Raw genomic sequence first — 25687 nt, 5'->3', positions numbered from 1 at the left:
ATCAATGTTAAGAACCTGTCCCATTATGGCAGGTTTTTAACATGATAACATTCTTCTTTACATAAATAAAGAAGATGTTACATAATTAAGCAAGGCTTTTTAGAACCCTTTCATGTTCTAAATCTCTCATAATAAAAGATATCTTGTCTTCTCCTAGAACATCCTTTTTTCACAATATAATCAAAATATTTTTCTCAATCCTCTTGAAATTAACTTAATTTTCAGTTAATTTATAGTTATGTGTTTTCTCTTACATGTCCTATCAGAAATTGAGAAGTGGCTTCTTTTGCCAAACTATTTAAAAGCGCTTTCATATCGATAACAAGGGGGAGAAAAATGGTCATTTACGGCGTTGCCATTCTTGCAATTAGTATGCTTATCGGTGTTTCAGCCGGAGAGCTTATTGGAACGCTTATCGGAATTGATTCTAACATTGGTGGAGTCGGGCTTTCTATGATAATTTTAATTGTTGCAGTTAACTTACTATCAAAAAACGGAAGGCTGAAAAAGCCCTCTCAAGATGGAATCGCATTTTGGAGTGCTATCTATATTCCTATTGTGGTAGCAATGGCAGCTCAGCAAAATGTTGTAGCAGCTATTAAAGGAGGTCCGCTGGCTGTTTTAGCAGGAGTGCTCGCTGTTTTGATTAGTTTTGCCGCCGTTCCAATCCTAAGCAAAAATAATAAACCCAAAAAAGAAAGCGCTTCCAAGTGAGAAAGTTCTAAGATAAGGAGCTGAATTATAGATGGAAAGTATTAAAAATGTATTAATTGAAAACAACCTTGTCACAGCTTTCGCCCTCATTGGCCTTACAATGTACTTATCTTACTTCATATCCACAAAGCTCACACGCGGAAAACTTCATGGCTCTGCTATCGCCATTATGATTGGTCTCCTTCTTGCTTATTATGGAGGAACTGTAACAGGAGGAGAAAAAGGACTTGCTGATATAAGTATTTTTGCTGGGATTGGTATAATGGGTGGTGGCATGCTGCGCGATCTTGCTATTATTTCAACAGCTTTTGGTGTGAATTTTAATCAAGTTAAAAGCGCGGGTGTTATTGGGTTCATTTCTTTATTTATTGGCATTTTCCTTTCCTTCTTTATTGGTGTCATTGTTGCTCTTTCATTTGGCTACTCAAGCCCTGTAGACATTACAACAATTGGCGCTGGAACAGCTACTTATATCGTTGGTCCTGTAACAGGATCAGCACTTGGAGCAAGCTCTGAAGTTATTACACTCAGCATTGCAGCAGGGCTTATAAAATCTATGCTAACAATGGTTTTCACTCCATTTGCAGCTAAATTTATTGGCCTTAATAACCCTCGTTCTGCGATGATTTTTGGTGGACTTATGGGAACAACAAGCGGTACAGCAGCAGGGCTTGCAGCAACAGATCCAAAACTTGTTCCTTATGGAGCAATGACCGCTACATTTTATACAGGACTAGGCTGCTTATTGTGTCCATCTCTTTTGTACTTTATTATTCAACTTACTTTTTAACTTTTTGTTGATAATACTCCATAAAAGCAAGAATGCTTTCTCATAAAAAGAGAGCATTCTTGCTTTTTTATATAAGAAGACTCCCCTTCGAACTCTCTGTTATGAAATTGTACATAAAATACATTTATTTTATACACAATTTTTCTCATAAATGTTACAATGATGAAACGGAGGGATTTTAACATGACTCGCGAAAGGACTATATTGTTAAAAAAACTTGAAAAGCTAAACCAGTATGAGCAAAATGTGTTGGAAGAAATTCAAGAAGAGCGAAACGCATTAAAAAAGAGACTAAAAGATTTAGACTACATTGAAGGCCGCCATTTTGTGCCTTCACACGTAACCATTAACAGAACCTCTCATAAAAAAATGGAGGCTTATTACGAGGCTACGCAACTATTAAAGAACAACCCTGAAAAAGTATTTTTAGCTAAAGAAATTACGGCACATGTTGAACAAGAAACAGGATATAAAATTTCACAATTTGCTTACTTTTATAAAAAGTTGCAAGAAATTGATCCAAATATTATGCGGATTCGACGTGGGTGCTACGGCTATAAATCTGAAAAAAGCACTTGGTAGTAGCTCGTATACATATCTTACATAACAAACACGTATAAACACCGTCTCTTTTGCTCATGAAAGAAAGAGAGGAAATATAGTCCTCTCTTTCTGCTATACCTTCTATCCCCTACAACCTCCGCTTTTTCTTCATCACTAATTCTTCGCTCAAAAAAAACAGAGGTCTACAGACCTCTGTTTTTTTTATTCTTTTGAGAACTCTTTTACAAGCCCGCTAAATACATTTAGCGCATTGCGAATTGGCTCTCCCTCTTCTAAATCAACGCCTGTTCTTTTTAGCAAGCTAAGCGGATAATCAGAGCTTCCGCTTTTTAAAAATTCTAGGTAGTTGTTTTTCGTTTCTTCATCGCCTTTAAGAAGACGGTCTGCAATATGAATGGCTGATGCGTAGCCTGTTGCATACTTGTAAACATAGAATGGACGGTAAAAGTGAGGAATACGGCTCCATCCGTATTTCACTTCATCTCCAAGCTCCAAACTTTCTCCGTGGTAGCTTCCAAAAAGCTCTTCATATACTTCATTAAAAGCTGAAGCATTAAGAGGTTCTTCTTTTTCCGCTTTCTCGTGCACGATTTTCTCAAATTCAGCAAACATAACTTGAGTAAAAAATGTTCCTTTAAACTGATCAATAAAATGGTGAAGTAAGTAACGTCGCTTTTTATCATCTTTTTCATGATCAATAAGGTGGTGCATAAGCAAAACTTCATTCACCGTTGAAGCTACTTCCGCTACAAAAATAGAATATCCTGCTGTTATATGTGGCTGATGTTTATTTGAATAATAGCTGTGCATAGCATGACCCATTTCATGCGTTAAGGTAAACAAACTATCTAAGTCATTGCGATGGTTTAGAAGAACGTAAGGATGCACTCCATATACTCCAATATTGTAAGCTCCAGAACGTTTCCCTGGTGTTTCATGAACGTCAATAACACCTGCAGCCTTCATTTCTTTTAATTGACTTACATAGTCTTCTCCAAGCGGACTTAACGCTTTTAACATCATTTCGTATGCTTCGTCATATGAGATATCGTACTTTACTCCTTCTACAAGTGGAACCCCTAAATCATACGGGCGAAGCTCGTTTACGTTCAAAATCTTTTTCCGCTCTTTTGTGTAAGCATGCAAGGCTTCTTTTCCTTTATGTGCCGCTTGAATGAGCGTCTCATATACTTCTTTTGGTACTTTGTCGCCAAAGAGCGCTTTTTCTAAAGCAGATGGATAGTTTCTTAACTTAGTCAATTTGACGTTATTTTTCACCGCAGCTGAAAGTGTTGAACCAATTGTATTATGAAGACCTATATATGGTTCATAATAAGCTTTATACGCTTCTTTTCTTTTTTCTCGATCGGAACTTTTGCTTAATAATGCATATTTCCCGCGTGTTAAGCGCTCTTTCTCTCCTTGATCATTTGTAATATATCCGAACGTAATGTCTGCATTATTAATCATCCCATACGTATTGCGAGGAGCTTGCAGTGCCTCCCCCATTTCGGAAAGAAGCGCTTCTTGCTCTGCAGATAATACGTGTTCTTTATATCGATACGTATCAAATAAATCTTCTTCAAAATATTGAAGTCCTTCTTCTTGCTTAATATAAGTAGAAAGTGTTTGCTCATCTAAGCTTAGAAGAAAAGGTGTAAAAAAAGAAGTGGCGCTGCTTAGTTTTACGCCAAGCTGCTGCACTTTTGAAAGCCTTGCTTGTGACTCGGCAACTCTTGTATCTTCATCATGAGAAAGCATTGCATAAACATAAAGCTTGCTATATTTTTGAGAGATTTCTTCTCCCTTTGTTAAGTATGTTAAAAGTTCTTTTGCATTTGTAATATTTCCTTGATAGTGTTTGATATCATCAATACGAGTGGAAACTTCTTCATAGCTCCTTTTCCATGCTTCTTCAGAAGAAAAAATGTGTTCTTTTTTCCATTTCTCGCTTTCTGGAATGCTTTTTGTTTCTACCATAACAACACTCTCCTTATGTATGTATTCTTCTATTTTACGTTTTTTTGGAAAAGAAAAAAAGAATACTGCTTCTTAGTTTATGCGTTACTTCCTTTACCATATCCTTAAAGAGAGATAAAAAAACACGAAAAACTTTTGTTCTTCGTGTTTTCATCTTAATAATAAGGAGAAATCATTAAATATACAATAACTCCTGTAAGACTTACATAAAGCCAAAGTGGCATTGTCCACCTTGCAATTTTCTTATGACGCTCATCTTGTCTGCTCAATCCACGGAGAAGTGTAATAAGAGCAAGCGGGACGATAGCAGCTGAAAGTGTAATATGAGTAATAAGAATAAAGAAATAGACGTACTTGATAAATCCTTCTGCTGGAAAGTGCGTGTTTGGAGCAATAGCGTGATACGTAACATATGAAATTAAGAACAAAAACGTTGTTGTAAAGGCCGCAAAAATAAAGCGTTTGTGCGCCGTAATGTTTCGCTGCTTAATCATAATAAGAGCTGAAAGCAAAAAGATAAATGTAAAACTATTTAATACAGCATTTAACAATGGTAAGAAGGTAACATCGAGATGACTGAACTGCTCAAGCTTTGGCATAAAGAAAAGAAGAGCAATAAGTCCGTTAATGACGATTGTCAGCGTCACAACAATTCCAGTAAAATTTTTTTGACTCTGTGTGGGTTTCATTCCTGTAACTCCTTTAAAATAGTGTGCTTCTCAAATATCGTATTGAATAAAAAGACAAGTGTCAATAAATAGCCTTGAACGTTTTAAAATCCTTCACAATTTTTCCTTTTCTCTCCCTTTCTCTTCTTTATTCTACACACTTTTCTCTCTTTTCATAGAAAAAGCTTATGACTTAAGAATAAGCCATAAGCTTTTGCGATTCATAACTGTTGCGACTTATAATAATCTTCCGATAAAGCGCGATTACTTTTCGATTTTCCTCTTCCCACTTCTTATTCTCAATTGGTGGTACAAAGTATTTTTGTCTCATGTATGTGAGCAGATGTGATAGTTTTAGAAACTTGATAGCATGTGTTGTCTGTAGAAGAAGCACTTCTTCATACTGTTTATTAATCATTGAAAGAGATAACAAATAATCTCTCCTTTTTATTTTGCCTTGACATTTATTGTAACGCTTAATAATACTTCATGCAACAAGCAAGGAAAAGATTGGTTATAAATGCATATATAACTTCTTCGAAACTAGGAATAAATAACCTTGTTATTTAAAAACATATTCTCTCTAACACTCTTTAAACTTTAAAATTACATACTTTTGTATGATAAAAGTAAAAAGAGAAAAGGGATTTTAACAGTGTTAGAGTTAAAGCTGTGGGCGAAAATTAATCTTTTAGTTTTTTGTATTGTATTTATGTTTTGCAGTTTGATTGGCACCGTATTTTTCCATATTATTACTGATGATATAAAAGAAATTGCTACACAAAAAGCACAAGGGGATTTAAAAATTAGCTATTCTTATTTAAGCAGTCGTTATAAAGGTGAATGGACTCTAAAGAAGGATGGGTTATATAAAGGAAAAACTCGGATGAATGGAAATTACGATATTGTTGATCAAATTGGAAATCTAACGGGAGATACTGTGACACTTTTCGAAAAAGATGTTCCTGTTACTTCTAACGTTATGATTAACGGAAAGCGGGCGATTGGGACGAAGCTTGATCCTAAAGTAGCGAAAACGATTTCCAAAGACAAAAGACGTTTTTACGGAGAAGCAGAAATTGTGGGCGTTCCTTATCAGACCTCATATATGCCTACTCGTGCTAAGAATGGAGATATTATTGGTATTTTTTACGTCAGAGCAAATCAAGATATGATCAAAGAAACAACTCGATCATTTTTTCTTCTTTTCACATGTACTGTTCTCGTTATTTTAATCTTATCAGGAATTGCTACTTACCTTTTTACTAATAAAATGAAAAAGCTTCTAAATAAACTTTCTGCTGTTTTTGAAAAAGCTGGAGATGGAGATTTAACAGTAGAGTTACAAGATACAGCACATGATGAGCTGACAGTTCTTGCTGATAGTTTTAATAAAATGAAAGAAAATTTACATACAATGATTAGAAAAATTTCGCACACATCTGAGCAAGTCGCTTCCTCTTCTGAACAGCTAAAAAACGGAGCGCAGGAAGCAAATGAGGCAACTGTTAAAATTACTGAATCCATTCAACTTGTTGCCCATGCTTCTGAAAACCAAATGGCAAGCATGATGGAAAGTGAACAAGCTCTTGAAAACATCACAGTAGGAATTCAGGAAATTGCAGAGGGTTCTAAAATGATGGCAACGAAAGGAAAACTAACAAACGAACTGGCTTTAGAGGGACGCAGTCTAATTGAGTCTTCTTCCTTTCAAATGAAAACAATTGAAGAATCGGTTTTACAAAGCAAACAGGCTATTCAGCTTTTAAATAGACGATCAAAAGAGATTGAAGAAATTTCTGCCTTTATTACAGATGTTGCGAGCCAAACGAACCTGCTTTCTTTAAATGCTTCTATTGAAGCGGCAAGAGCTGGAGAGCACGGTAAAGGCTTTGCAGTTGTTGCTGAGGAGGTCCGCAAATTAGCGGAACAATCTAAGCAGTCTGCTGCTCAAATTTCAAACTTTATTAAAGAAATTTAGAAAGAAATTGTGGCTACCGCTCAATCCATTCATCATGTAAAAGAAGACGTCCAAAATGGATTAACGCTTGTTAGAAAAACAGAAGATACATTCCGAGAAATTACGTCTTTCACAACAAAGCTTGAGCAAACGATCACGAACTCTGTCTCTATTACAGAACATATGACTTCTCATACGCAGGAAGTAACGGCAACGGCTTCCTCCATCACAGAGGTTGCAAAGGAAAATGCTGATCATGTTCAAAGTGTGGCAGCTCTAACAGAGGAACAACTCGCTTCAATGAATGAAATTAATGCTTCTGCTCATTCTCTTTCAAAAATAGCGACAAATCTCCAAAAACTTGTGACACATTTTAAAATATAAGCAAAACCACCCTATCTGAACTGAAGGGTGGTTTTGCTTTATTAACATTAGCGAATTTGTCCTGTACCGTTCATCACATATTTTACGGTTGTAAGAGCTGGAAGACCCATTGGACCACGTGCATGTAGTTTTTGCGTCGAAATCCCAATTTCTGCTCCAAATCCAAGCGCTCCACCGTCAGTGAATCTTGTTGAAGCATTATGATAAAGAGCTGCAGCATCTACGAGTGTTGTAAATTTGTTCGCTGCTTCTGCATTTTCAGTAATAATTGCTTCCGAATGTTTTGTACCGTATTTTTCAATATGCTCAATTGCTTCACCAATGTTACTTACGACTTTAATAGCAAGATCTAAGCTTAAATATTCTTCTTTCCAGTCTTTCTCCTCTGCTTTATATCCATCGTTAAAAACGGCAAGCGCTTTGTCATCTCCATGAACCGTAATTCCTGCGTCAGAAAGAGCTTTTTTCAGCTCCTTTTGATAATTTTGCAACCATTCTTCATGAAGGATGAGCGTTTCTGCTGCATTACATACAGCAGGACGATCTGTTTTAGCGTTAATGATGATATTTAAAGCTTTTTCAACTTCTGCATCACGATCAACGTAAAGATGACAATTTCCTACACCTGTCTCTAGCACCGGCACGCTTGCATTGTTCACAACAGTATTAATAAGTGAAGCTCCTCCACGTGGAATAAGTACATCAATTTCATCTTTCATTGTAAAAAGTTCGCTCGTTGCTTCTCGGTTTGCGGTTGAAATAAATTGTACAGCATCGCGTGGAATTTTTGTTTGATCTAGAGCCTCATGAATCACATCTACAATAGCTCCATTTGAATGAAGAGCTGATGAGCCCCCTTTTAAAATAATGGCATTTCCTGATTTTAAAGCAAGACCTGTTGCATCAACCGTTACGTTTGGTCTCGCTTCATAAATCATCCCAATAACCCCAAGCGGTACACGAACTGTTTTAACACCGAGACCGTTATCAAGTGTCCAGCTTGAAAGTTCTTCTCCAACAGGATCATTGAGCTTGGCGACATTTCTAAGTCCCTCCGCAAACTCATGAACTCTTTCTTTTGAAAGAGCTAAACGATCCATAAAAGCTTCCTCAAAGTTTTGTTTGCGTCCTTTCTGTAAGTCACGCTCATTTGCCTCTAAAATCTTTTCATAATTTTCTTCAAGATGTTGAGCTAATGTTAGCAATGCTCTGTTCTTTTCATCTGTTGTCAATAAACAGAGCGTTTTTGCTGCCTTTTTTGCTTTTTTCCCTTGTTCTTTTACGTTTGATACTTCTTTTGTTAACGTCATGTGTAAAGTAATGCCTCCTAGTTTTTTATTTCATAGAATAATCGAACTATATTTACAGATAAGCTATATTTTAATTGGCGTTATTACTTCTTTATGACAAACTAAGTCTTCAAACTTTACGGCCGCTTCTTTTGCTTCAAGAGCTTCAAGATCTCGGCAAAGCGTTAAATCCTCAGAAGAGTAATTTACAATGCCAAGGCCAATCGCTTCTCCGTTCAAATCACTAATGCGTACAACGCTTTTGCTTTGAAATGTACCTTCAACGCTATAAACATGTGTAGGAAGTAAACTTTCAGAGTTTTCCAAAATCTCTTTCTTCCCTTGTTCATCAACGGTAATTTCTCCTTCAGGACCTGAATTAAAAGCAATCCATTGTTCCTTATGATTTAAATTTAGCGCTCCTTCTGCACATGTAAAATACGTTCCTTTTGCTTTATTTTGGACCGCATCGTCCAAAATGTTTGAAACGCCTGCCTTACCAAGGAAAGTTGGAATACCGGAAGCATTTGCGATCTTAACTGCCTCAATTTTAGACTTCATACCTCCGGTTCCAACACTGCTACCTGAACCACCAGCAGCTGCTTCAATTTCTGGTGTGATTTTGTCAACGGTGCGTAAAAGCTTAGCATCTTGGTTGTTATGTGGATTGTCGTCATAAAGTCCGTCAATGTCGGAAAGAATGATGAGTAAATCTGCATTAACAAGACCGGCTACTTTAGCTGATAGCGTATCGTTGTCACCGAATTTTAAGCGATCAACTGTTACCGTATCGTTTTCGTTTACGATTGGTACAATTCCGCGTTCAAGCAAGATACTTGTTGTGTTACGCACGTTATTATAGCGAGCTTCGTCTGAGAAATCGTTTCTCGTAATTAAAATTTGTGACGTAACATAACCGTGTGATAGAAAAAGCTCTGAATAAGCTTCCATTAATAATCCTTGCCCTATTGATGCGGCTGCTTGTTTTTCAGGTAAAGAACTTGGACGTTCAAGACATCCGAGCTTGCGATAACCCGCCGCAACTGCTCCAGATGAAACAAGCAATACTTCATGTCCCTGATCTTTTAATTGCACAACTTGGTCAACTAATTTTTCTAATTTTCTTCTACTTATTTCTCCATGTCTACTTGTTAGTGAACTGCTTCCAATTTTTATGACAACCCGTTTTACGGTGTCTAATGACATCATCTCACTCCTGTTTTATAGCTAGTTTCAATTTATATTTTTAATTTACTTTTACTGAGTGACTATTTTCTTATTTAAATTAGCACTAATTTCTTCTGAACGCTGTGCCGCACCTTTAATGGCTTCTGAAATCGCTTCTCCGCCTCCGTGTTTTTCAAGCGCTGCAAGTCCAGCTGCTGTCGTGCCGTTTGGTGACGTTACTTTCTTGCGTAAATCAGCAGGTGTATCATCTTGCTCCATCATCATCTTAGCTGCACCAAGAATTGTTTGAGACCCAATTTGACGTGCTGTTTCTTCATCAAGACCGGCTTCTTTCGCTGTTTTTTCAATATGCTCCATCAAATAGTAGAAGTACGCAGGACCACTTCCAGCAATTCCTGTAAAAATGTCCATTTTATCTTCTTCAATTACGTAAACTTCACCAATGCAAGCTAGAAGCTTTTTCGCTAATATTACTTTATCCATCGATGTGTGCTTTCCTGGTGAAAGTGCTGTTGCCGATTCTCTTAACATGCTCGATGTATTTGGCATAACGCGAATAACTTGTTGGTCTTCATTTAAATTTTCTTCCATGTATGAAGTTGGTATACCCGCTAATACAGATAAGATAACCTGCTCTTTTGTTACTTTATCTTTAATAGACGAAAGAGCCTCATCGATATCTTTTGGTTTCATTGCTAAGATAAAAAAATCTACCGAGCTAAAATCCAATTCTTCACGTTTCATTGCACGAATTCCATATTTATTTCTCAGCTGTTGTAATCTCTCTTCATTGCTTTTATTTGTCGCAATAATTTGTTCAGCAGGAATTAACTCTGCTTCTACAATGCCAGAAATCATTGCTTCTGCCATTGAACCCGCTCCTAAAAAAGCAACTTTCTGATTACTAATCAAAATATCCTCTCCTTTAAAATGTACTGCTGTTTTTTTGTGCCAACAACGTAATTAATCGTAACATGGTCATATTCTATGTCAAGGTTGAAACGCCTGTAAGACAAGCCTTTTAACGATTTGAAAGCGCATACAAAATAAATTTTAGAACACGCTGTAACACTTGTCATTCGTGGGATAGATGAGGAAACTACCTTGGTAAATCCAAGAAACTTTTAAAAACCATAAAAAAATTATCTTTTTCTTATTTGTCAATAGCTTTTTGACAAATAAATATTTTTTCTGTCGTTTTTTTACAAAAAGAGCAATTTGTCCATTGCTCTTTTGTAAAAAGTAGAAGCTATCTTCCGAAATTATAAGACGCCAACAAGCTTACTTATATAGGTAATAAGAACAGCTGCCGGAAGAAAGAAGATTTGAGACACTAGCGTCCCTATTAAACGTGAAATCATAAGAAAGATATATGTTTTTGTCATGGCAGAAGACCCTGTATCCTCAATGAGCGCACGCTCTGTCAAAAGTGCTATGTGCGGATCAAGAAATAGTGTAAATAAAATTGTAGCTACTCCGTTAATAATTCCAGCTGACATAATAGATGTTGCACTATGAGCAGGATCGAGAATTGAAGCATACAAAGCTGAAAGAACTCCAGTTGTATAAACAGAGGTTACGAAAATATTTATGAGCATCATTCGCTTCGGAATTCCTCCAATGCGAAGTTTTTGCATAACCGTTATTCTTGGCTTTCTTATGTATGAAGGAACATAACGTAATTTTTTAATATTCGTGAGCGTCATTAAATTCATTAGTGATCCTTCTATCTCAAAACGCTTAATAAGCAAAGGAGAAAGTTTCGCCATTGTTGGATAAGCAACTATACTAATGAGTGTTCCGATTGAAGCACTCAATAAGATAAGACGAAAGGAAAGAACAATACTTCCTTCCATATCTTCATCAACGCTATCTACCATATTCCCTAAAAGCATAGACTGAGACAAATTCGATGTTCTTGCGATAAGTAAAACAGCACTTGCAATGGAAAGAGATACAGCAATTTTCTTTAACTTTACTCCTCCAAATCGAATGCTATAGCACGATGTTTCTACAAAGTGAATAACTCCTGTTAAAAGCATGATAAGAACTAATATCATAATTGACCAACCTTTTTACCATATTTTTAAAATAGACGTTAATATTTGGTAGAAAGTTGCTCTTTTAACAGAAACAATAAAAAACCAGCCAATTTGGCTGGTTTTTTATTATGAAAGTGTTGGATTATCGACAACTTGAAGAATTTCTACTCCCGACTTCATTTCACTTTCACAAAGCGGGCATGTCGGCGTCTCACTGCTTTTAAAATTATCTCGCACCCAGCAGTTACAATCTTCGGAAACACAGTTCCAAACTTTCGTTTCTGCTGTCACAATTTCAGGGACTTCCTTTTTATTATACATGCGCTCACTCCTTGGTCTTGAAATGGATTCTTTTCCTTTTCATAGCCTTTCCAAAAAAGGCGAAGTTAAGCCATCAAAATGTATTAAAGAAAGATTTCACAAAGAAAATTGTGGATACTAACCCTTTATTATATGCGATGAATTTTCTTTTCATTCAACTTATGATCGAGAGTAACTTCCCAAAACTAGAAACAATGAAAGCCCTACCTCTCTTTCATGCTTACGGCTCCTAGGCCGTGCCTGCTACGAACAAAGTCTTGAGTTTTTTTAGTCGGTTTAAATTACTCGTCGCGTGTGAGATGTTCATATTCTCGCTATTAGAAAAAGGTTTCTTATAGCTTTGTTTCTTCTCACTTTTTAGATATAATGTTCCAGTTATATTTAACGTAGTCATACGATTATTTACCCTCGAATATTTAATAGTGTGTTTAAGCTCCGTTTCTCTTATTAAAAAGAGAAATAAACATGTATCAAACTGCTTAAAAAAGAGTCAGCAATATATAAATATACACCTATAAATCACTTATGTCAACAAAAAAACGAGCATTTCTGCTCGATTTTTTGTTAAGCATATTGTTTACGATCACGCAGTACGTTTTTCAATACTTTCCCTACAGGGTTTTTCGGAAGGCTCTCTACAAACTCAACTGCTGGAATTTTGTAGTCAGACAGGCGTCCTTTACAATAAGAAAGAACGTCCTCTTCGCTAAGCGGCGAACCTGGTTGTTTAACAATAAAAGCTTTTGGCACTTCACCAAAGGTTTCATCTTTCATCCCAACAACGGCTGCTTCTCGAACTCCTTTAATTGATGTTAATACTTCCTCAACTCCATCTGGATAGATGTTTTCGCCTCCGTATACAATAACATCTTTATAACGTCCCATAATATATAAGAAGCCATCTTCATCAATCATCCCAGCATCTCCCATTAGGAACCAGCCGTCTTCAAATGCTTTTTCAGTTGCTTCTTCATTTCCCCAGTAGCCTTCGAAAACATATGGGCTTCGAATTAGAATTTCTCCAACCTCTCCATTTTCTAGAGGTTCATGTGTATCCTTATCCACAATTTTAATCTCAATGTCGTCGACCGGAAGACCAGCAGAATCTGCTTTTTCTCGTCCCATACTTGGTACATATCTTGTTAACACAAATGCCTCTGTACTTCCGTAACCTGAAAGAAGCGGTACATTGATTTCTTTATATTTATCAAATAAAGAGGATGGTACCTTTGTTCCTCCTGTTTGAAGCTGTTTAAGAGATGACGCATCATAATTTCCTTTATGGTACTCTTCAATCATATGATTATAAACATATGGGAAAGCCATCATTGAATTGATTTTTTGGTCTTGAATGGTTTCCCAAATTTGTGTTGGCTCAGACTTCATAGAACAAACAACTGTCATTCCCATAAAGGCAGCTCCAAATACGCTGATAAGAGAGCTCATATGGAAAAGTGGATGAACGGCAAGAAAACGAGCTCCTTCACCTGTATTTTTCCATTTTGAAACATCGCCACTTTCAAAATAGCTTGTATACGTTTTATGAATGATTTCACAAATCTTAGGTTTTCCTGTTGTTCCTGATGTAAATAAGAAAAGAGCTGGATCTTCTGGATTCACCACAACATTTGGCTCATCCGCTGAATAGCTTTTTAAAAATTGTTGGAATCCTTCTAAGCTTTCATCTTGAGCCATTACAGATTTAAAAATAACATCCCCCTTTTCTTCAATAAGAGGAGCCATCACAGTTGCAAATTTCTCATCATAAAGCACAAGTTTAGCTTTGGCAGAATCAATTACATTTTCCATTTCTAAGGTTGTTGATTCACTGTTTGTTGGAATAGCAATAGCTCCTACTTTAAATGATGCAAAAAGGGCTACAGGATAAAATAGGGTATTTTCAAGAAGCAGAGCGACTCTATCTCCTTTTTGAACCCCTTTTTCTTTCATATAATGAGCGAGTCTGTTTACTTCTTCATTGTATTGTTTAAATGTATAACGGTGTTTTCGGTCCACTAAACCTTCAAAGTTTGGTGTTTCAATAGATCTTTCTACTAAGTAAGAATGAATAGTCTTCATAGCTTTACACACTCCTAAGCTAATGATTTTATTTTTTATCTTTTGTTCACTTTATTAACTTTATCATAAAGTAAATTCTTTATAAAGTGATGTAGATCAAAAAAGGACAAAGGACTTAGGAACGGAAAATTCCAGAAAAATAACCCGCCTCTTTTAGAATGCGGATTGTAAGCATTTTTATGTTTTTTTTAAACTGGAAACTATTTTCTTTTTAACAACTAGTCGTTCTATATATATAGAAGCATTTATTAATGAAAAATATGACAAATTCCCTATTCTAAAATAGAGATTTTCTACCCCACATTCATTTTCAGTTTTTTTTACTCGTGTAAAAATAAAATCTGTTACAAATAAAAAAAAAGTACCTTTTCTCTCTTTTCCTACCGAAATTGTTTAATGCATATCTTCATCCATGTTAGGTAATGTTGAAAAATAGATATAAAATTGTAGTTGTCTAGTGGTTTTTCAAAATAGATTCTTTCCTATAGAAAAAAGAACTCATCCTAGAAAATTATATAAGAAAAGATTCTTTCATTTAAAATCCGTTTATCTTTTCTTTTTACCGCCCAAAACCTTTCATACTCTGTTCTAAAACCTTCTCTTGACGCTGATACAAAACGACAATATACTACATAAAGCAATTCATGTTTCAAAAAGACAATTTCATATCGAAGAAAGGGTGATTTTTATTTATGAATAGTATCTTTCGGAAGAAAACGATAGAAGCTCTTTTAGCTCAAAGCACACAAAAAGATTTAAAAAGAACGCTTAGCGTGTTAGATCTTATCTTCCTTGGTGTTGGCTGTGTAATTGGAACAGGCATCTTTGTTATTACAGGTGTTGTTGCAGCAACAAGCGCTGGTCCTGCTCTTACTTTATCGTTTGTTATTGCTGGAATCGCTTGTGCTCTTGCTGCCTTCTGCTACGCGGAGTTTTCTTCTTCCGTTCCTGTCTCAGGTAGCGTGTATACCTATACATATGCTACACTTGGTGAGTTTTTCGCTTTCTTAATTGGATGGGATTTGATGCTTGAGTATGTACTTGCAATGGCGGCTGTTTCTACAGGATGGTCCTCTTATTTTCAATCCTTCCTAACAGGTTTTGGTCTCCATTTTCCAACCGCGCTTGGATCTGCTCCTTTAAGTGGACAAGGTGGAATTGTAAACTTACCTGCTGTAATCATCATTCTTCTAATTACAGCTCTTGTTAGCTACGGAGTAAAGGAAAGCGTTCGATTTAACAACGTAATGGTAATTTTAAAAATCGTTGTCATTTTAGCTTTTATTGTGACTGGAATTGGGTATGTTAAACCTGAAAATTGGTCTCCCTTTATGCCTTTTGGAATTAGCGGTGTCATCACAAGTGCTGCAACCGTCTTTTTTGCTTACCTTGGATTTGATGCAATTGCCACAGCATCTGAAGAAGTAAAGCGCCCACAGCGTGATATGCCAGTTGGAATTATTGGGTCTCTTGTTGTCTGTACAGTGTTATATATTGCTGTATCTGCTGTCTTAACAGGAATTGTTCCATACACAAAGCTTAATGTAGATGCTCCTGTCTCATTTGCTCTTTCCTTTGTTGGACAAGACAAGATTGCCGGTTTTATTTCCGTTGGCGCTGTTATTGGAATGGTTACCGTTATTTTAGCTCTTATTTATGCACAAGTTCGTTTGTCCTTTGTAATGAGTCGGGATGGTCTTCTACCGAAGCCTTTATCGCGTTTAAATAAAAAACGTCAAACGCCATTTTTAAATACGTGGATTACAGGATTTATTGGCGCAGGAATTGCTGGTTTTCTTGATTTAACAACGCTTGCCCACCTCGTTAATATGGGAACTCTTGCTGCATTTACGCTTGTTTCCATTGCTATTATCATTTTGCGCAAGAAATTTCCAGATGTTAAATCTACTTTTCGTGTTCCATTCGTTCCAGTTGTTCCTCTATTAAGCGCCCTATTTTGTATTTATTTATCACTAAGCTTACCAGGAATTACGTGGATTTCATTTATTATTTGGATTGCTGCTGGAGCTGTTGTTTACTTCTTATATGGGAAAAAACATAGCAATTTAAATGTCAAATCATAATTTTCAAACTGGAGAACGCTTTTTCTTTTAAAAAGCGTTCTCTTCCTTAGGAGTGCATCTATGAATTCACAAAGTCAAGAATTAAAAAAAGAAGTTGGTTTATTTTTCGCATTATCTATTGTTGTTGGTACGATTATTGGCTCTGGTGTATTTATGAAGCCTGGCACTGTTTTAACATACTCGGGTACTGCAAACATGGCTCTACTCGCCTGGTTTCTTGGTGGAATTTTAACGCTTGCTGGCGGCTTAACAGTTGCTGAAATTGGCTCGCAAATTCCAAAGACAGGTGGTTTATATACCTATATTGAAGAAGTATATGGTGAACTTTGGGGCTTTTTATGTGGATGGGTTCAGACCATTGTTTACGGTCCTGCTGTCATCGGGGCGCTTGGACTGTATTTTGGTTCCTTGCTTACAAATCTTTTTTCATGGAATTCAGCATTAGAAAGTGTTGTTGGAGTTATAACAGTTATTTTTTTATGTATTGTAAATATTGTTGGGACAAAATATGGAGGCTTTGTTCAAACGCTCACAACAGTCGGAAAATTAGTTCCTATCGTATTTATTATTATTTTTGGCCTATGGAAAGGCAACGAAACTATTGGTTCAACTGTTGACAGCGCGCTTACGGATATGAACTTAGGAGCTGCCATTTTAGCTACGCTTTTTGCTTATGATGGGTGGATTCTCCTTGCTTCAATGGGAGGAGAAATGAAAAACCCCGCAAAACTTTTGCCGCGAGCAATGACAGCTGGCCTTCTTATTGTGACCGCGTGTTACCTTTTTGTGAACATTGCACTTCTTCATGTGTTACCAGCTACAGAGATTGTAAAGCTTGGTGAAAATGCAACAGGCACGGCAGCTACGATGCTTTTTGGAGATATCGGAGGAAAAATCATTAGTATCGGCATTATCGTTTCGATTTTCGGATGTTTAAATGGAAAAATTTTAACATTCCCGCGTGTAACATTTGCAATGGCAGAACGTGGACAGCTTCCATTTTCCAAAAGTATAGCTAAAATTCACCCTTCCTTTCAAACTCCTTGGATTTCCGTTCTACTGCAGATGATTTTAGCTTCTATCGTCATGTTTGCTAGCAATCCAGATAAGCTGTCAGATCTTGCTGTTTTTACTATTTATATGTTTTATATGCTCGCTTTCTTCGCTGTTTTTATACTGCGTAAGAAGAATAAGAAGAAACGGGAATATAGCGTACCTCTTTATCCTATATTACCAATCATTGCGATTATAGGTTCGCTTTTTGTATTAATTAGTACTCTTATGACAAAACCTTTATCATGTCTGCTTTCTATTGGTGTCACTATTATTGGACTTCCGATATATTACGCTATCAAGAAAAAAAGGCAAAGAATATAAAAAAGAAAGAGGAACTCCTCTTTCTTTTTTTATAATACTGGAGAAAACAAACGAGCAAATGATTCCTTCAATCGTTCCAACAAAGAGCGATGTCTATACGCTTGTTTTTCTACTTTATGGCTATCCTTTATATCCTCATAAAAATTATGAATAAGCTGTTGAATTGTTTTACTATGAAGTAAAAATACGTTGATTTCAAAATTAAGCTGAAGACTTCTAATATCTACATTTGCTGTGCCAACAGAGGCAATTTTGTCATCAACAATAAGAATTTTATGATGCATAAATCCTTTTTCATATTGATATATATTTATATTTTCGTTTAACATCTCTCCAAAATAAGAGTTTGTTCCATACTGAGTTAAAAAACCATCATTTTTACGCGGTACCATAATTTTAATATCTACTCCACGAGCAGCTGCAATTTTCAGTGCCGTACGAATATCTTTGTTTGGAACAAAATATGGAGTTGCAATAATAATAGATTCCTTTGCTGATGTTACCATTGCATGATACAAATCACTCATTACGCTTTGACTTGAATCAGGACCGCTTGTTACAACTTGTATGCCACCATCCCCGTTTTGTAATTCTTTTGCTTTATACTTAGAAAACGGAAGCTCTTCCCCTGTTATATAAAACCAATCTGATAAAAAAGCAGCTTGAAGAGTTTGCACAACCTCTCCTTTTACTTTCAGATGGGTATCACGCCAAAATGAAAATCTCTTCCCTTCTCCTATATATTCATCCCCAATATTCATTCCACCTACAAATCCTACTTTCCCGTCAATTACAATGATTTTACGATGATTTCGAAAATTGAGCTTTTGGTTAAAAAAACTTCGACGAAGCGGCAAGAAGCCATGTACACGCACACCACATTCTCTCATTTTTTTAATCGTCTTCCTTGAAAGAGAACTGCCGATAAAATCGTGATAAACAAGAACTTCACACCCGTTTTTAGCTTTTTCACAAAGAATGTCGATAATACTCATCCCAACTTTGTCATCTCTTAACGTATAGTATCCAAGGTGAATATACTCTCGAGCTTTTCTTAGCTCTTCTTGAATAGCTGGAAAAGTCTCATCTCCATTTTTCAACACTTCTGTTTGAGAGTAGCAGCTTAGAGGGTGTTGACTTAGCGTTTCCACTAAATCTGCAAACGATTTTTCTTTTTCATTGAATCCTTGTGATAGCTCAGACGGTCTGCAGTGAATCATTTTCTTCATCATCTCAATATGTTTTTCTCGCTTTTTTTTAAACAAATGCCCTTTTACTTCAAGCTGTCCAGAATAAATGAAAAAAACATATCCAACAAGAGGGAAAAAGATAATAGCATACATCCAAAGGAGCGTTTTGTAAGGAGAACGATTTTCAAGCATAATTCCCCCACAAATGGAAAGCACAATAATTATGTAGATTAGCCCAAATACAATTTTTGTGTTTAATGAATAGTTTGTTACCACCACAACTATAAAAGAAACGGTCATACCTAGAAAAAATAAAAACTGTCGAATTTTTTTCATATTTTTCTTCCTCTCTATAAACGCCACTTCGTACTGTTACCATAGCCTATTATGTACTTTTTCAAACTGAGAGAATATGACTTTTTAACTCAGGACATCTTCTTGACATATTTCTAAGATAAAGTAAAAGAAACGCTTACGAGAAATAAGGAGGAAATAACATGACATCTGTATGGAACGAATCACTTGAAAACCATTCAAACAAACATCGTTATGATCAAGAAACGCTAATTCAGGACCCTGTCCGTTCTCATATACAAGCCTTTTTAGAAAGATGGAAAAGAAACAGAGCTAAAAAAGATCAAGCTCTTTTACAACATGCACGAGTTAAAAGACTAATGAGACAGGCTAAAAAACTCGGTATATCAACAGAAAAGCAAACATTCACCCAGCTTCGCAATCAGATTCGTCACAAACATCTATATCAAAAAGCACAAAATGCCGGTATTGAAACAAACGGAAAAAGCAAAAATGAAATTTCTCAACATCTTTATGCTCTTCATTTAGAAACTGAAGCACAAAGATTAGGAATCTCGCCTAAGAATCTAGATTTTCTAACTCTTTCAAAATTAGTACGCCAACAAATGATCCTACAAGAAGCAAGTGAGCTTCGTATTTCAGTAGAAGAAAAACCATTAGAAACTCTTGAAGAAGAAATTCGATGTCAAAAAATAAAGCGCGCAGCTACTCTCCTTGACATAAATGTTGAAAATAAAAACGAACGTGAACTTTTAAAAGAAATTGTAAGAAAACATCCCCATAAATTAAAAGAGCTTGATTTATTTCCTAGAAGTTGTGCGAGAGTCTTTTTTCCATATCATGAATAAGTAAAGCTATTCTCAAGCTTTACTTATTCGCTATAATAGAAGTAGACTTTCAAGGAAGTGAGAAACATGCAAAAAATTTTAATTGTAGAAGATGAACAAACGATAAGCCGAATTCTTTCCGTTTATTTAAAGAAAGCCGGCTACAGCATTGAACAAGCCTTCACAGGGCAAGAAGCTTTTGAAAAATTTGACGAGCAAATTTTTCAGCTCGTTTTATTAGACGTGATGCTCCCTGATTATGACGGATGGCACATTTTAAAAGAAATACGGACTAAAAGCGCTACACCTGTCATTATGTTGACAGCGCTAAGTGATGTGCAATATCGTCTATCAGGCCTTAATGGAGGTGCAGACGATTACATTCCAAAACCTTTTGTAGCTGATGAAGTGGTTGCGAGAGTTCAAGCCGTTTTACGTCGCTCTGTTGGTACGCTTAATAGCGAAGACAGCCAATATTTTGGTAATTTAAAACTAGACTTTAAATCACATACAGTAACGTTAAATGGAGTCTCTGTTGAACTAACGAGAAGAGATTTATCTTTACTTTTTTTCCTTGCTCAACATCCGAACCAAACATTTACAAGAGATCAGCTTATTGATCAAGTATGGGGGATAGATTATGAAGGAAGTGACAGAGCCGTTGATTTATCTGTTAAGCGTCTTCGTCGAGCATTAGAAAACTGGAACACTGATGAAGGAGAAATTAAGACACTACGAGGATTGGGGTATCAATTTTGTGTATACACAACAAGCTAAACGCTCATCGCTTCTTCGCTATTGGACAACTCGTTATGCTTTAACACTCGTTATTGGTCTTGCTATTATCTTGATTATGAGTGTTCTGTGGATTCGACATTCAACACTTGAAAATAATTTAAATCTAAACAAATATATGGCAGAAGAAATTGCCGATCGGATGGAAAACAGCGTTGCAAATGATATCGATGGCCCTCTAAAAATCTTTCCTAATATCTTGGAGGATCGCAGCAAAATTCTTAATTCCAAAAAAGAACCTTCTCTTTATATTGTCAATGAAAATGGAAAAGTCATTTTCTCAAATGTTCGTTCACCTGGAGTTATAAACAGCTTTGTGTCATCGTCTTTTTTTAGCAGTAAAGATACGGTTAAAAAGTTTCGTCTTGATTCTCCTCCATACGATATCTATGTTGTAAAATCAGCTATTGAAATGGAAAATGGGGAAAAAGGATGGGTTCTTGTTGTTCAGCCTGAAAAAGAATTAACCGAAGTTCACCAAGAATATAGTCTTTTACTTATTATGATTATTAGCCTTGGACTTCTAGGCTGGGGGGCTATTTACTTTTTATCCCGAAAGTTAACTTCCCCTATTCAAGACGTGTCAAAGGCAGCCAAACGTATTGAAGCAGGACTTTATGACGTAAATTTATCTGAGAACGTACCACAGCAGGAAATGTATGAGCTTATTCACTCCTTTAAAGAAATGGCCCAAAAGCTTGAACGTCTTGAGTCTTTGCGTGCTGAACTTCTTGCAGGTGTAACTCATGAATTAAAAACGCCTGTCACTTCAATAAGTGGTCTTCTTCAAGCTGTTAAAGACGATGTTGTAACAGGAGAAGAAGCAAAAGAGTTTCTAGACATTTCTGTAAAAGAAACAAGCAAACTTCAAAACATGATTGGAGATTTGCTAGACTTTAATGCTTTTACAGCTCAGGCTATTCCTATTAACATTGAAACTCACAATGCGCTTGATTTAGTTAAAGAAATCACGTATCAGTGGCATCTTGCACAAGGAAATGAAGCTCTTTCATATGATATTAATGCAACCAACACATCTATACTTGTTGATGTAGATCCAATGCGCTTTCAACAAATTATGACCAATCTTTTAAACAATGCTAAACATGCGATGAAGGACAGCGGTCATATTACAATAGAGTGTTCAGAAAGCTTAACACAACTACTCATTACGGTTACAAATAACGGACCTCCTATTTCTGAAGAAGAACAACCTTTTATATTTGATCGATTTTTCAGAGGAGAAAAGAAAAAATACGAAGTCCGTGGATTAGGGCTTGGTCTTCCCTTTAGCCAGATGTTAGCACGAGCTATGAACGGAGACTTATTTTTACAAGCTTCCTCTAATGAAGGAACATCGTTTACAATTACACTCCCTCTTCATACAGATTAAATTAAAAAAAGCCATGCTTCTCATCATGGCTTTTTTTTACGATTATGTTTTATTTTTATTTTTTGTCTTACTTTCTTTTTTTAGAATGTGATAATAGGTGAATCCTAAAAGAATAACACCTGAAATGCTGCATACATATTGAATAATTCTCATCGTATCCATTTTATACACCTACCTCTATTAATAGTAATTAGAATGTTCGATTTTCTCTCTTTTATACAAAAGAGGATGATAGAGGAAGTTGTTCAATTAACGATATGTAATAAGAAAAAGACTTTTTAAAGTACTTTTTCTTTTTCTATAAATTAATAATTTGTCCATAAAGTATAAAGGAACAGCAAAAGCGAAGTGATGATGAACGTTTTTAATCAAACTTTATTTTAAAAGCTAGGAGTAATTAAAGAATCGTATTTTAGGGGTACGAATAGACACAGAAGCGTATTTGTTCAGAATATGAAGATCTTTAGAATTAATCCCACCTTAAGAAATGAAAGAGGTTGGGTGCCTAAAAGACGACCAACCTCTTTCATTTCCAATAATATACTCCACACATCCGTAGGGATTCTTGGGTTATTCACTTACCGCTGGGAAGAAAATGTGTTGCAGTTATTCACTTTCTTGAAGCTCCGTCTCTACAGTATGTTGTTCCGGCAGGGAATCCCAGACGCTTGTATCAGCTGTTTCGATAGAACGGTCAGCTAACGCTTCGATGGCAGCCATCATCGCTACTTCCCCTTGTTTAATTAAATACTCCTTATCTTTTTGTTCTAAAATAGCAGATCTATTTGGTGAATCAGAAAGTCCTCTATTTTCAAAGAGAAGGGTTGGAATGTCGTAACGCGCCGCAAAGTTATTTCTGGCAATGGAGGTCGACGTACTATCACTATGATAGCGTGCTAAATTACTGTACTTCTTTGGCTCTATTGCTTTATACACAACAGATCCTAGTTTTTTTGAACTTTCGAGAACTTCATCCTTTACGCCGTCATTTGTCGGGTAAAGCATTGCACCGGAAACAAGCTCTCCATCATCAGTAGCCCGATTCGCAATTTGATGATGAAAATCAATGGCATAATCAATGTCATACTGTTGAAGTACATTTTCGTGCAATGCCTTTGTTTCTGGTTGGGATAATGAATTATGGGTCCTGTTTAAATTAATACCATTAGCATTATTGCGAGTCTGCAGCCCCCCTCTATATAAATGCGAACTATCCCAATCCACATCACCTTCTGCACCATCAAGGTTTAAACGTGGTACAACTAAAATATTTACTTTATCAATTAAGCTTCTCGCTTTTTTGCTATCGGTTGATAACTGACGAATCACTCTAATTGCAGATTCCGTAACTAATGGTTCATTACCATGCTGTTGGGTTAAAAATAATATTGTTGGTTTCTTTGAGTCATCAAAATTATTCCCTATTTTCACAAGATGAAGTTTACGTCCTTTCACAGATTCGCCAATCTCTTCTACATTAACGTGTTCTGATTTTCGATCAACGTTCTTGAGAAATCTAGACATTTCGTCATAGTTTGTTAAACTTTCAATTTTTAAAAGTTCAGGATGTGGATTTACATCGGTCCTGTTACCATCAGCTTTAACAGAATCATAGAGTGACGGTACTACTAATAGAGATAAAGCTAATGCTGTAGCGGTTCCTGTTTTCATTATTTTTCTCATCATGTTCATCCCCCCATTTTTTAGAATACCTCTTTAATATTATTCAAAATTATAAATAGAATACCTTCCAATAATGTGAAAATTAGATAAATAACTGGTTTTATTTTTTCTTGTATTCATTTTTAGGAGATGACACAAAGGCGCTCATTGATGAGTATTAGGGATTTTAATAAAATTCATTTTTTACAACCTTGTAACTGGAATTTAATATCCTTCCATTATATTAATAATTGATAATATTACTAAAACAATCAAATGGAGGGTTATTTTATGAAAAGCACCTTAAAAAAAATGGCACTAAGTACTTTAGCTCTTGGATCTCTTGTTGTTGGATCTTTTGGAATCTCATTTTCAGAGAATGAACCTAAGGCTGTAGCCTACAGTTCGTATGATGAAGTTTTAAATTTCCCTACTGAACGCTATCCGTTAACTGCCGATCATATCAGTGATGCTATAGCTGCTGGTCACCCTTCAGTTTGTACAATCGATCGTGATGGTGCAGATGCTAATCGGAAAGAATCTTTAGCAGGCATCCCCACAAAATCAGGTTATGATCGTGATGAATGGCCAATGGCCGTATGTGAAGAAGGAGGCGCTGGTGCAAGTGTAAGATATGTTCCCTCCTCTGATAATCGTGGTTCAGGAGCATGGGTCGGCAATGCTATTGAAGATTTCCCAGATGGGACTCGTGTTAAATTTAGTTTAAACTAAGATTTTACTCTATATTGAGAGGGAGTATTATACGTTGAGGAATTCATGGCCTATAGAGGATTTAACGGTTTCTTATTCACAGCTTGTGCTATATCATCATGGAATAAAAGAACCTTATCTGGAATGGAAAGAAGTAGACCTTAAACAGGGATATATCAGTCAAAACGGAATACTTTCCATTGAAACATTGTCTAATACAACATGTGAAGTGAGTGTTAGAGTTATCAATGAGTATAAAATGATCAATGAATCGGTCCGTTCCTTTTCACTTCCTTTTGAAGTACTAGAAGATGGGATTATAATTTCAAGCGTAGGCCAAAAGGGATTATTTTTTGACATACCAAAAGGATCCTATTCTGTTCATTTTGATGCCCTTCCTCTTGAGCCTTCAAATGCTGAAGAACTCTATCGTGTGAGGTATATTTTTCAATTTAAGAAAGTTTAAAAATAATTCATTCTTATGACAATATCGTTTGATTTGCTTGCCCGTTTCTCGAAGCAATACAAGATTGAAATAAAAAAGAATCTATATAATAGGAGATAGATTAAACAGATGTAGCTCCTTGTCCGCCATCTATTCTATAATAAGATCCACTCGTAAATGATGCTTTTTCTGAAGATAAAAATACCATTAAATCTGCAATTTCTTCTGCAGTTGCATATCGATTCATAGGGACTGATGCTTCAAATGCTTTTCTTGCTTCTTCTACCTTTTCGCCCATAGCATTCTTCTCTATGCTTCTCATCATTTCTGTATTTACACCTGATGGAGCCACAGCGTTCACACGAACTCCATATTCCGCCACTTCAAGTGCAGCTGTTTTATTTAATCCAATGACGGCATGTTTAGATGCCACATATGCGCTCATTCCTGGAGCCCCTAGTAAACCACCGTTAGAAGCTGTATTAACAACTGCCCCACTCTTTTGTTCTTTCATCAATTGAAGGACATATTTTAAACCAAAGAATACACCCATTACGTTAACTCCAAATACATTTTGGAAGTTTTCTTCTGTTTGCTCTGTTATATCTTTAAATTCCCCGTTAATACCAGCATTATTGATAAAAACATCAATTTTCCCATAATACTCTTTCGTCTTTTGAACATATTCCTTCACTTCATCTTCAATTGAGACGTTAGCTGTAAGTAATAAAATGTCTTTTGCATCCACAGACTCAGCTGCCTTTTCTAGTGGCTCCCGCTTCAGATCTACTAAAGCTAATTTTGCTCCTTCTTTTGCGAATGCTTTCGCAGCAGCAATACCAATGCCACCAGCTCCTCCAGTTATTAATACTACTTTGTCTTCAAATAACATAATAATAACGCTCCTTT

General features: G+C 36.0%; 24 protein-coding genes. 12 read left to right on the top strand and 12 right to left on the bottom strand.

Annotation, left to right across the window (positions count from 1 at the left end):
* The first annotated feature begins 336 nt into the window (after window positions 1-336).
* The 3 genes from madL to B9N79_RS06980 all read left to right on the top strand — a co-directional run bounded on the left by madL (window position 337) and on the right by B9N79_RS06980 (window position 2086).
* Window positions 337-714: a malonate transporter subunit MadL gene (madL, locus tag B9N79_RS06990; RefSeq protein ID WP_040061028.1), complete on the top strand. Its 378-nt coding sequence runs from the start codon at window positions 337-339 to the stop codon at window positions 712-714.
* A gap of 31 nt (window positions 715-745) precedes the next feature.
* Entirely contained in the window at window positions 746-1504 is a 759-nt protein-coding gene (madM, locus tag B9N79_RS06985; RefSeq protein WP_019392668.1) for a malonate transporter subunit MadM, read from the top strand.
* 183 nt (window positions 1505-1687) lie between these two features.
* Window positions 1688-2086, top strand: a complete 399-nt coding sequence (locus B9N79_RS06980) for a Rok-like winged helix domain-containing protein (protein ID WP_019392667.1) — start codon at window positions 1688-1690, stop codon at window positions 2084-2086.
* Between the two features lie 183 nt (window positions 2087-2269).
* On the opposite strand, the gene pepF is transcribed toward B9N79_RS06980, so the two are convergent.
* From pepF to B9N79_RS06965, 3 genes are all read right to left on the bottom strand, one after another.
* Window positions 2270-4048: an oligoendopeptidase F gene (gene pepF, locus B9N79_RS06975; RefSeq protein WP_046217615.1), complete on the bottom strand. Its 1779-nt coding sequence runs from the start codon at window positions 4046-4048 to the stop codon at window positions 2270-2272.
* Between the two features lie 155 nt (window positions 4049-4203).
* Window positions 4204-4737 carry a DUF420 domain-containing protein gene (locus tag B9N79_RS06970; protein ID WP_019392665.1) on the bottom strand — a complete coding sequence of 178 codons (534 nt, stop codon included), beginning with the start codon at window positions 4735-4737 and terminating at the stop codon, window positions 4204-4206.
* 172 nt (window positions 4738-4909) lie between these two features.
* Entirely contained in the window at window positions 4910-5149 is a 240-nt protein-coding gene (locus B9N79_RS06965) for a hypothetical protein (RefSeq protein ID WP_048896826.1), read from the bottom strand.
* 222 nt (window positions 5150-5371) lie between these two features.
* On the opposite strand from B9N79_RS06965, the gene B9N79_RS06960 reads away from it, so the two are divergent.
* Both B9N79_RS06960 and B9N79_RS06955 read left to right on the top strand, forming a co-directional pair.
* Window positions 5372-6697, top strand: coding sequence for a methyl-accepting chemotaxis protein (locus B9N79_RS06960; RefSeq protein WP_082864738.1), 1326 nt, complete (start codon window positions 5372-5374; stop codon window positions 6695-6697).
* 9 nt (window positions 6698-6706) lie between these two features.
* Window positions 6707-7060, top strand: a complete 354-nt coding sequence (locus B9N79_RS06955; protein ID WP_158512822.1) for a methyl-accepting chemotaxis protein — start codon at window positions 6707-6709, stop codon at window positions 7058-7060.
* 47 nt (window positions 7061-7107) lie between these two features.
* Here the strand turns inward: B9N79_RS06955 and B9N79_RS06950 are convergent, their stop codons facing one another.
* From B9N79_RS06950 to B9N79_RS06925, 6 genes are all read right to left on the bottom strand, one after another.
* Entirely contained in the window at window positions 7108-8370 is a 1263-nt protein-coding gene (locus B9N79_RS06950) for a glutamate-5-semialdehyde dehydrogenase (RefSeq protein WP_085118037.1), read from the bottom strand.
* A gap of 63 nt (window positions 8371-8433) precedes the next feature.
* The gene (proB, locus tag B9N79_RS06945; RefSeq protein ID WP_026009577.1) at window positions 8434-9558 is read right to left on the bottom strand and encodes a glutamate 5-kinase; all 1125 of its coding nucleotides are present in this window, start codon (window positions 9556-9558) and stop codon (window positions 8434-8436) included.
* Between the two features lie 48 nt (window positions 9559-9606).
* Window positions 9607-10449, bottom strand: coding sequence for a pyrroline-5-carboxylate reductase (gene proC / locus B9N79_RS06940; RefSeq protein WP_019392660.1), 843 nt, complete (start codon window positions 10447-10449; stop codon window positions 9607-9609).
* A 350-nt stretch (window positions 10450-10799) separates the two neighbouring features.
* Window positions 10800-11597, bottom strand: a complete 798-nt coding sequence (locus B9N79_RS06935) for a lipid II flippase family protein (RefSeq protein ID WP_040061022.1) — start codon at window positions 11595-11597, stop codon at window positions 10800-10802.
* Between the two features lie 108 nt (window positions 11598-11705).
* Window positions 11706-11900: a cold-shock protein gene (locus B9N79_RS06930; RefSeq protein ID WP_019392658.1), complete on the bottom strand. Its 195-nt coding sequence runs from the start codon at window positions 11898-11900 to the stop codon at window positions 11706-11708.
* Window positions 11901-12464: 564 nt separating this feature from the next.
* A complete protein-coding gene (locus B9N79_RS06925; protein WP_040061019.1) occupies window positions 12465-13979 on the bottom strand; it encodes a class I adenylate-forming enzyme family protein in 1515 nt (504 codons plus the stop codon).
* 692 nt (window positions 13980-14671) lie between these two features.
* On the opposite strand from B9N79_RS06925, the gene bcaP reads away from it, so the two are divergent.
* Together bcaP and B9N79_RS06915 are read left to right on the top strand one after the other, a co-directional pair.
* Window positions 14672-16063 (top strand): branched-chain amino acid transporter BcaP, encoded by a 1392-nt coding sequence (gene bcaP / locus B9N79_RS06920; protein WP_019392656.1) that lies wholly within the window; start codon window positions 14672-14674, stop codon window positions 16061-16063.
* Window positions 16064-16123: 60 nt separating this feature from the next.
* Window positions 16124-17440 (top strand): APC family permease, encoded by a 1317-nt coding sequence (locus tag B9N79_RS06915; protein WP_040061017.1) that lies wholly within the window; start codon window positions 16124-16126, stop codon window positions 17438-17440.
* Window positions 17441-17469: 29 nt separating this feature from the next.
* Here the strand turns inward: B9N79_RS06915 and cls are convergent, their stop codons facing one another.
* Window positions 17470-18966 carry a cardiolipin synthase gene (gene cls, locus B9N79_RS06910; RefSeq protein ID WP_040061015.1) on the bottom strand — a complete coding sequence of 499 codons (1497 nt, stop codon included), beginning with the start codon at window positions 18964-18966 and terminating at the stop codon, window positions 17470-17472.
* 161 nt (window positions 18967-19127) lie between these two features.
* Between cls and B9N79_RS06905 the strand changes: the two genes are divergently transcribed.
* The 3 genes from B9N79_RS06905 (at window position 19128) to B9N79_RS06895 (ending at window position 21960) form a co-directional block, all read left to right on the top strand.
* On the top strand, window positions 19128-19793 hold the full coding sequence (locus tag B9N79_RS06905; protein ID WP_046217616.1) for a hypothetical protein: 666 nt from the start codon (window positions 19128-19130) through the stop codon (window positions 19791-19793).
* Window positions 19794-19859: 66 nt separating this feature from the next.
* Window positions 19860-20549, top strand: coding sequence for a response regulator transcription factor (locus tag B9N79_RS06900; RefSeq protein ID WP_040061010.1), 690 nt, complete (start codon window positions 19860-19862; stop codon window positions 20547-20549).
* Window positions 20530-21960 (top strand): HAMP domain-containing sensor histidine kinase, encoded by a 1431-nt coding sequence (locus tag B9N79_RS06895; RefSeq protein WP_019392651.1) that lies wholly within the window; start codon window positions 20530-20532, stop codon window positions 21958-21960. The genes B9N79_RS06900 and B9N79_RS06895 overlap by 20 nt, the downstream gene beginning before the upstream one ends.
* A 606-nt stretch (window positions 21961-22566) precedes the next feature.
* Here B9N79_RS06895 and B9N79_RS06890 read toward each other — a convergent pair.
* Window positions 22567-23484, bottom strand: a complete 918-nt coding sequence (locus B9N79_RS06890) for a M14 family zinc carboxypeptidase (protein WP_240516652.1) — start codon at window positions 23482-23484, stop codon at window positions 22567-22569.
* 429 nt (window positions 23485-23913) lie between these two features.
* Here B9N79_RS06890 and B9N79_RS06885 point away from each other — a divergent pair, with 429 nt between their 5' ends.
* Window positions 23914-24354 (top strand): NucA/NucB deoxyribonuclease domain-containing protein, encoded by a 441-nt coding sequence (locus B9N79_RS06885; RefSeq protein ID WP_053102086.1) that lies wholly within the window; start codon window positions 23914-23916, stop codon window positions 24352-24354.
* Window positions 24355-24388: 34 nt separating this feature from the next.
* Window positions 24389-24799 carry a competence protein ComJ gene (gene comJ, locus B9N79_RS06880; RefSeq protein ID WP_040061007.1) on the top strand — a complete coding sequence of 137 codons (411 nt, stop codon included), beginning with the start codon at window positions 24389-24391 and terminating at the stop codon, window positions 24797-24799.
* A 100-nt stretch (window positions 24800-24899) separates the two neighbouring features.
* On the opposite strand, the gene B9N79_RS06875 is transcribed toward comJ, so the two are convergent.
* Window positions 24900-25670, bottom strand: a complete 771-nt coding sequence (locus tag B9N79_RS06875; protein WP_085118034.1) for an SDR family NAD(P)-dependent oxidoreductase — start codon at window positions 25668-25670, stop codon at window positions 24900-24902.
* Between the last annotated feature and the right edge of the window lie 17 nt (window positions 25671-25687).

The sequence above is a fragment of the Priestia filamentosa genome, from assembly GCF_900177535.1.
GTDB lineage: Bacteria > Bacillota > Bacilli > Bacillales > Bacillaceae_H > Bacillus_I > Bacillus_I filamentosa.
The sequence above is the reverse complement of the archived record's forward strand: the minus strand, read 5'-3'. Positions and strand labels throughout refer to the sequence as shown.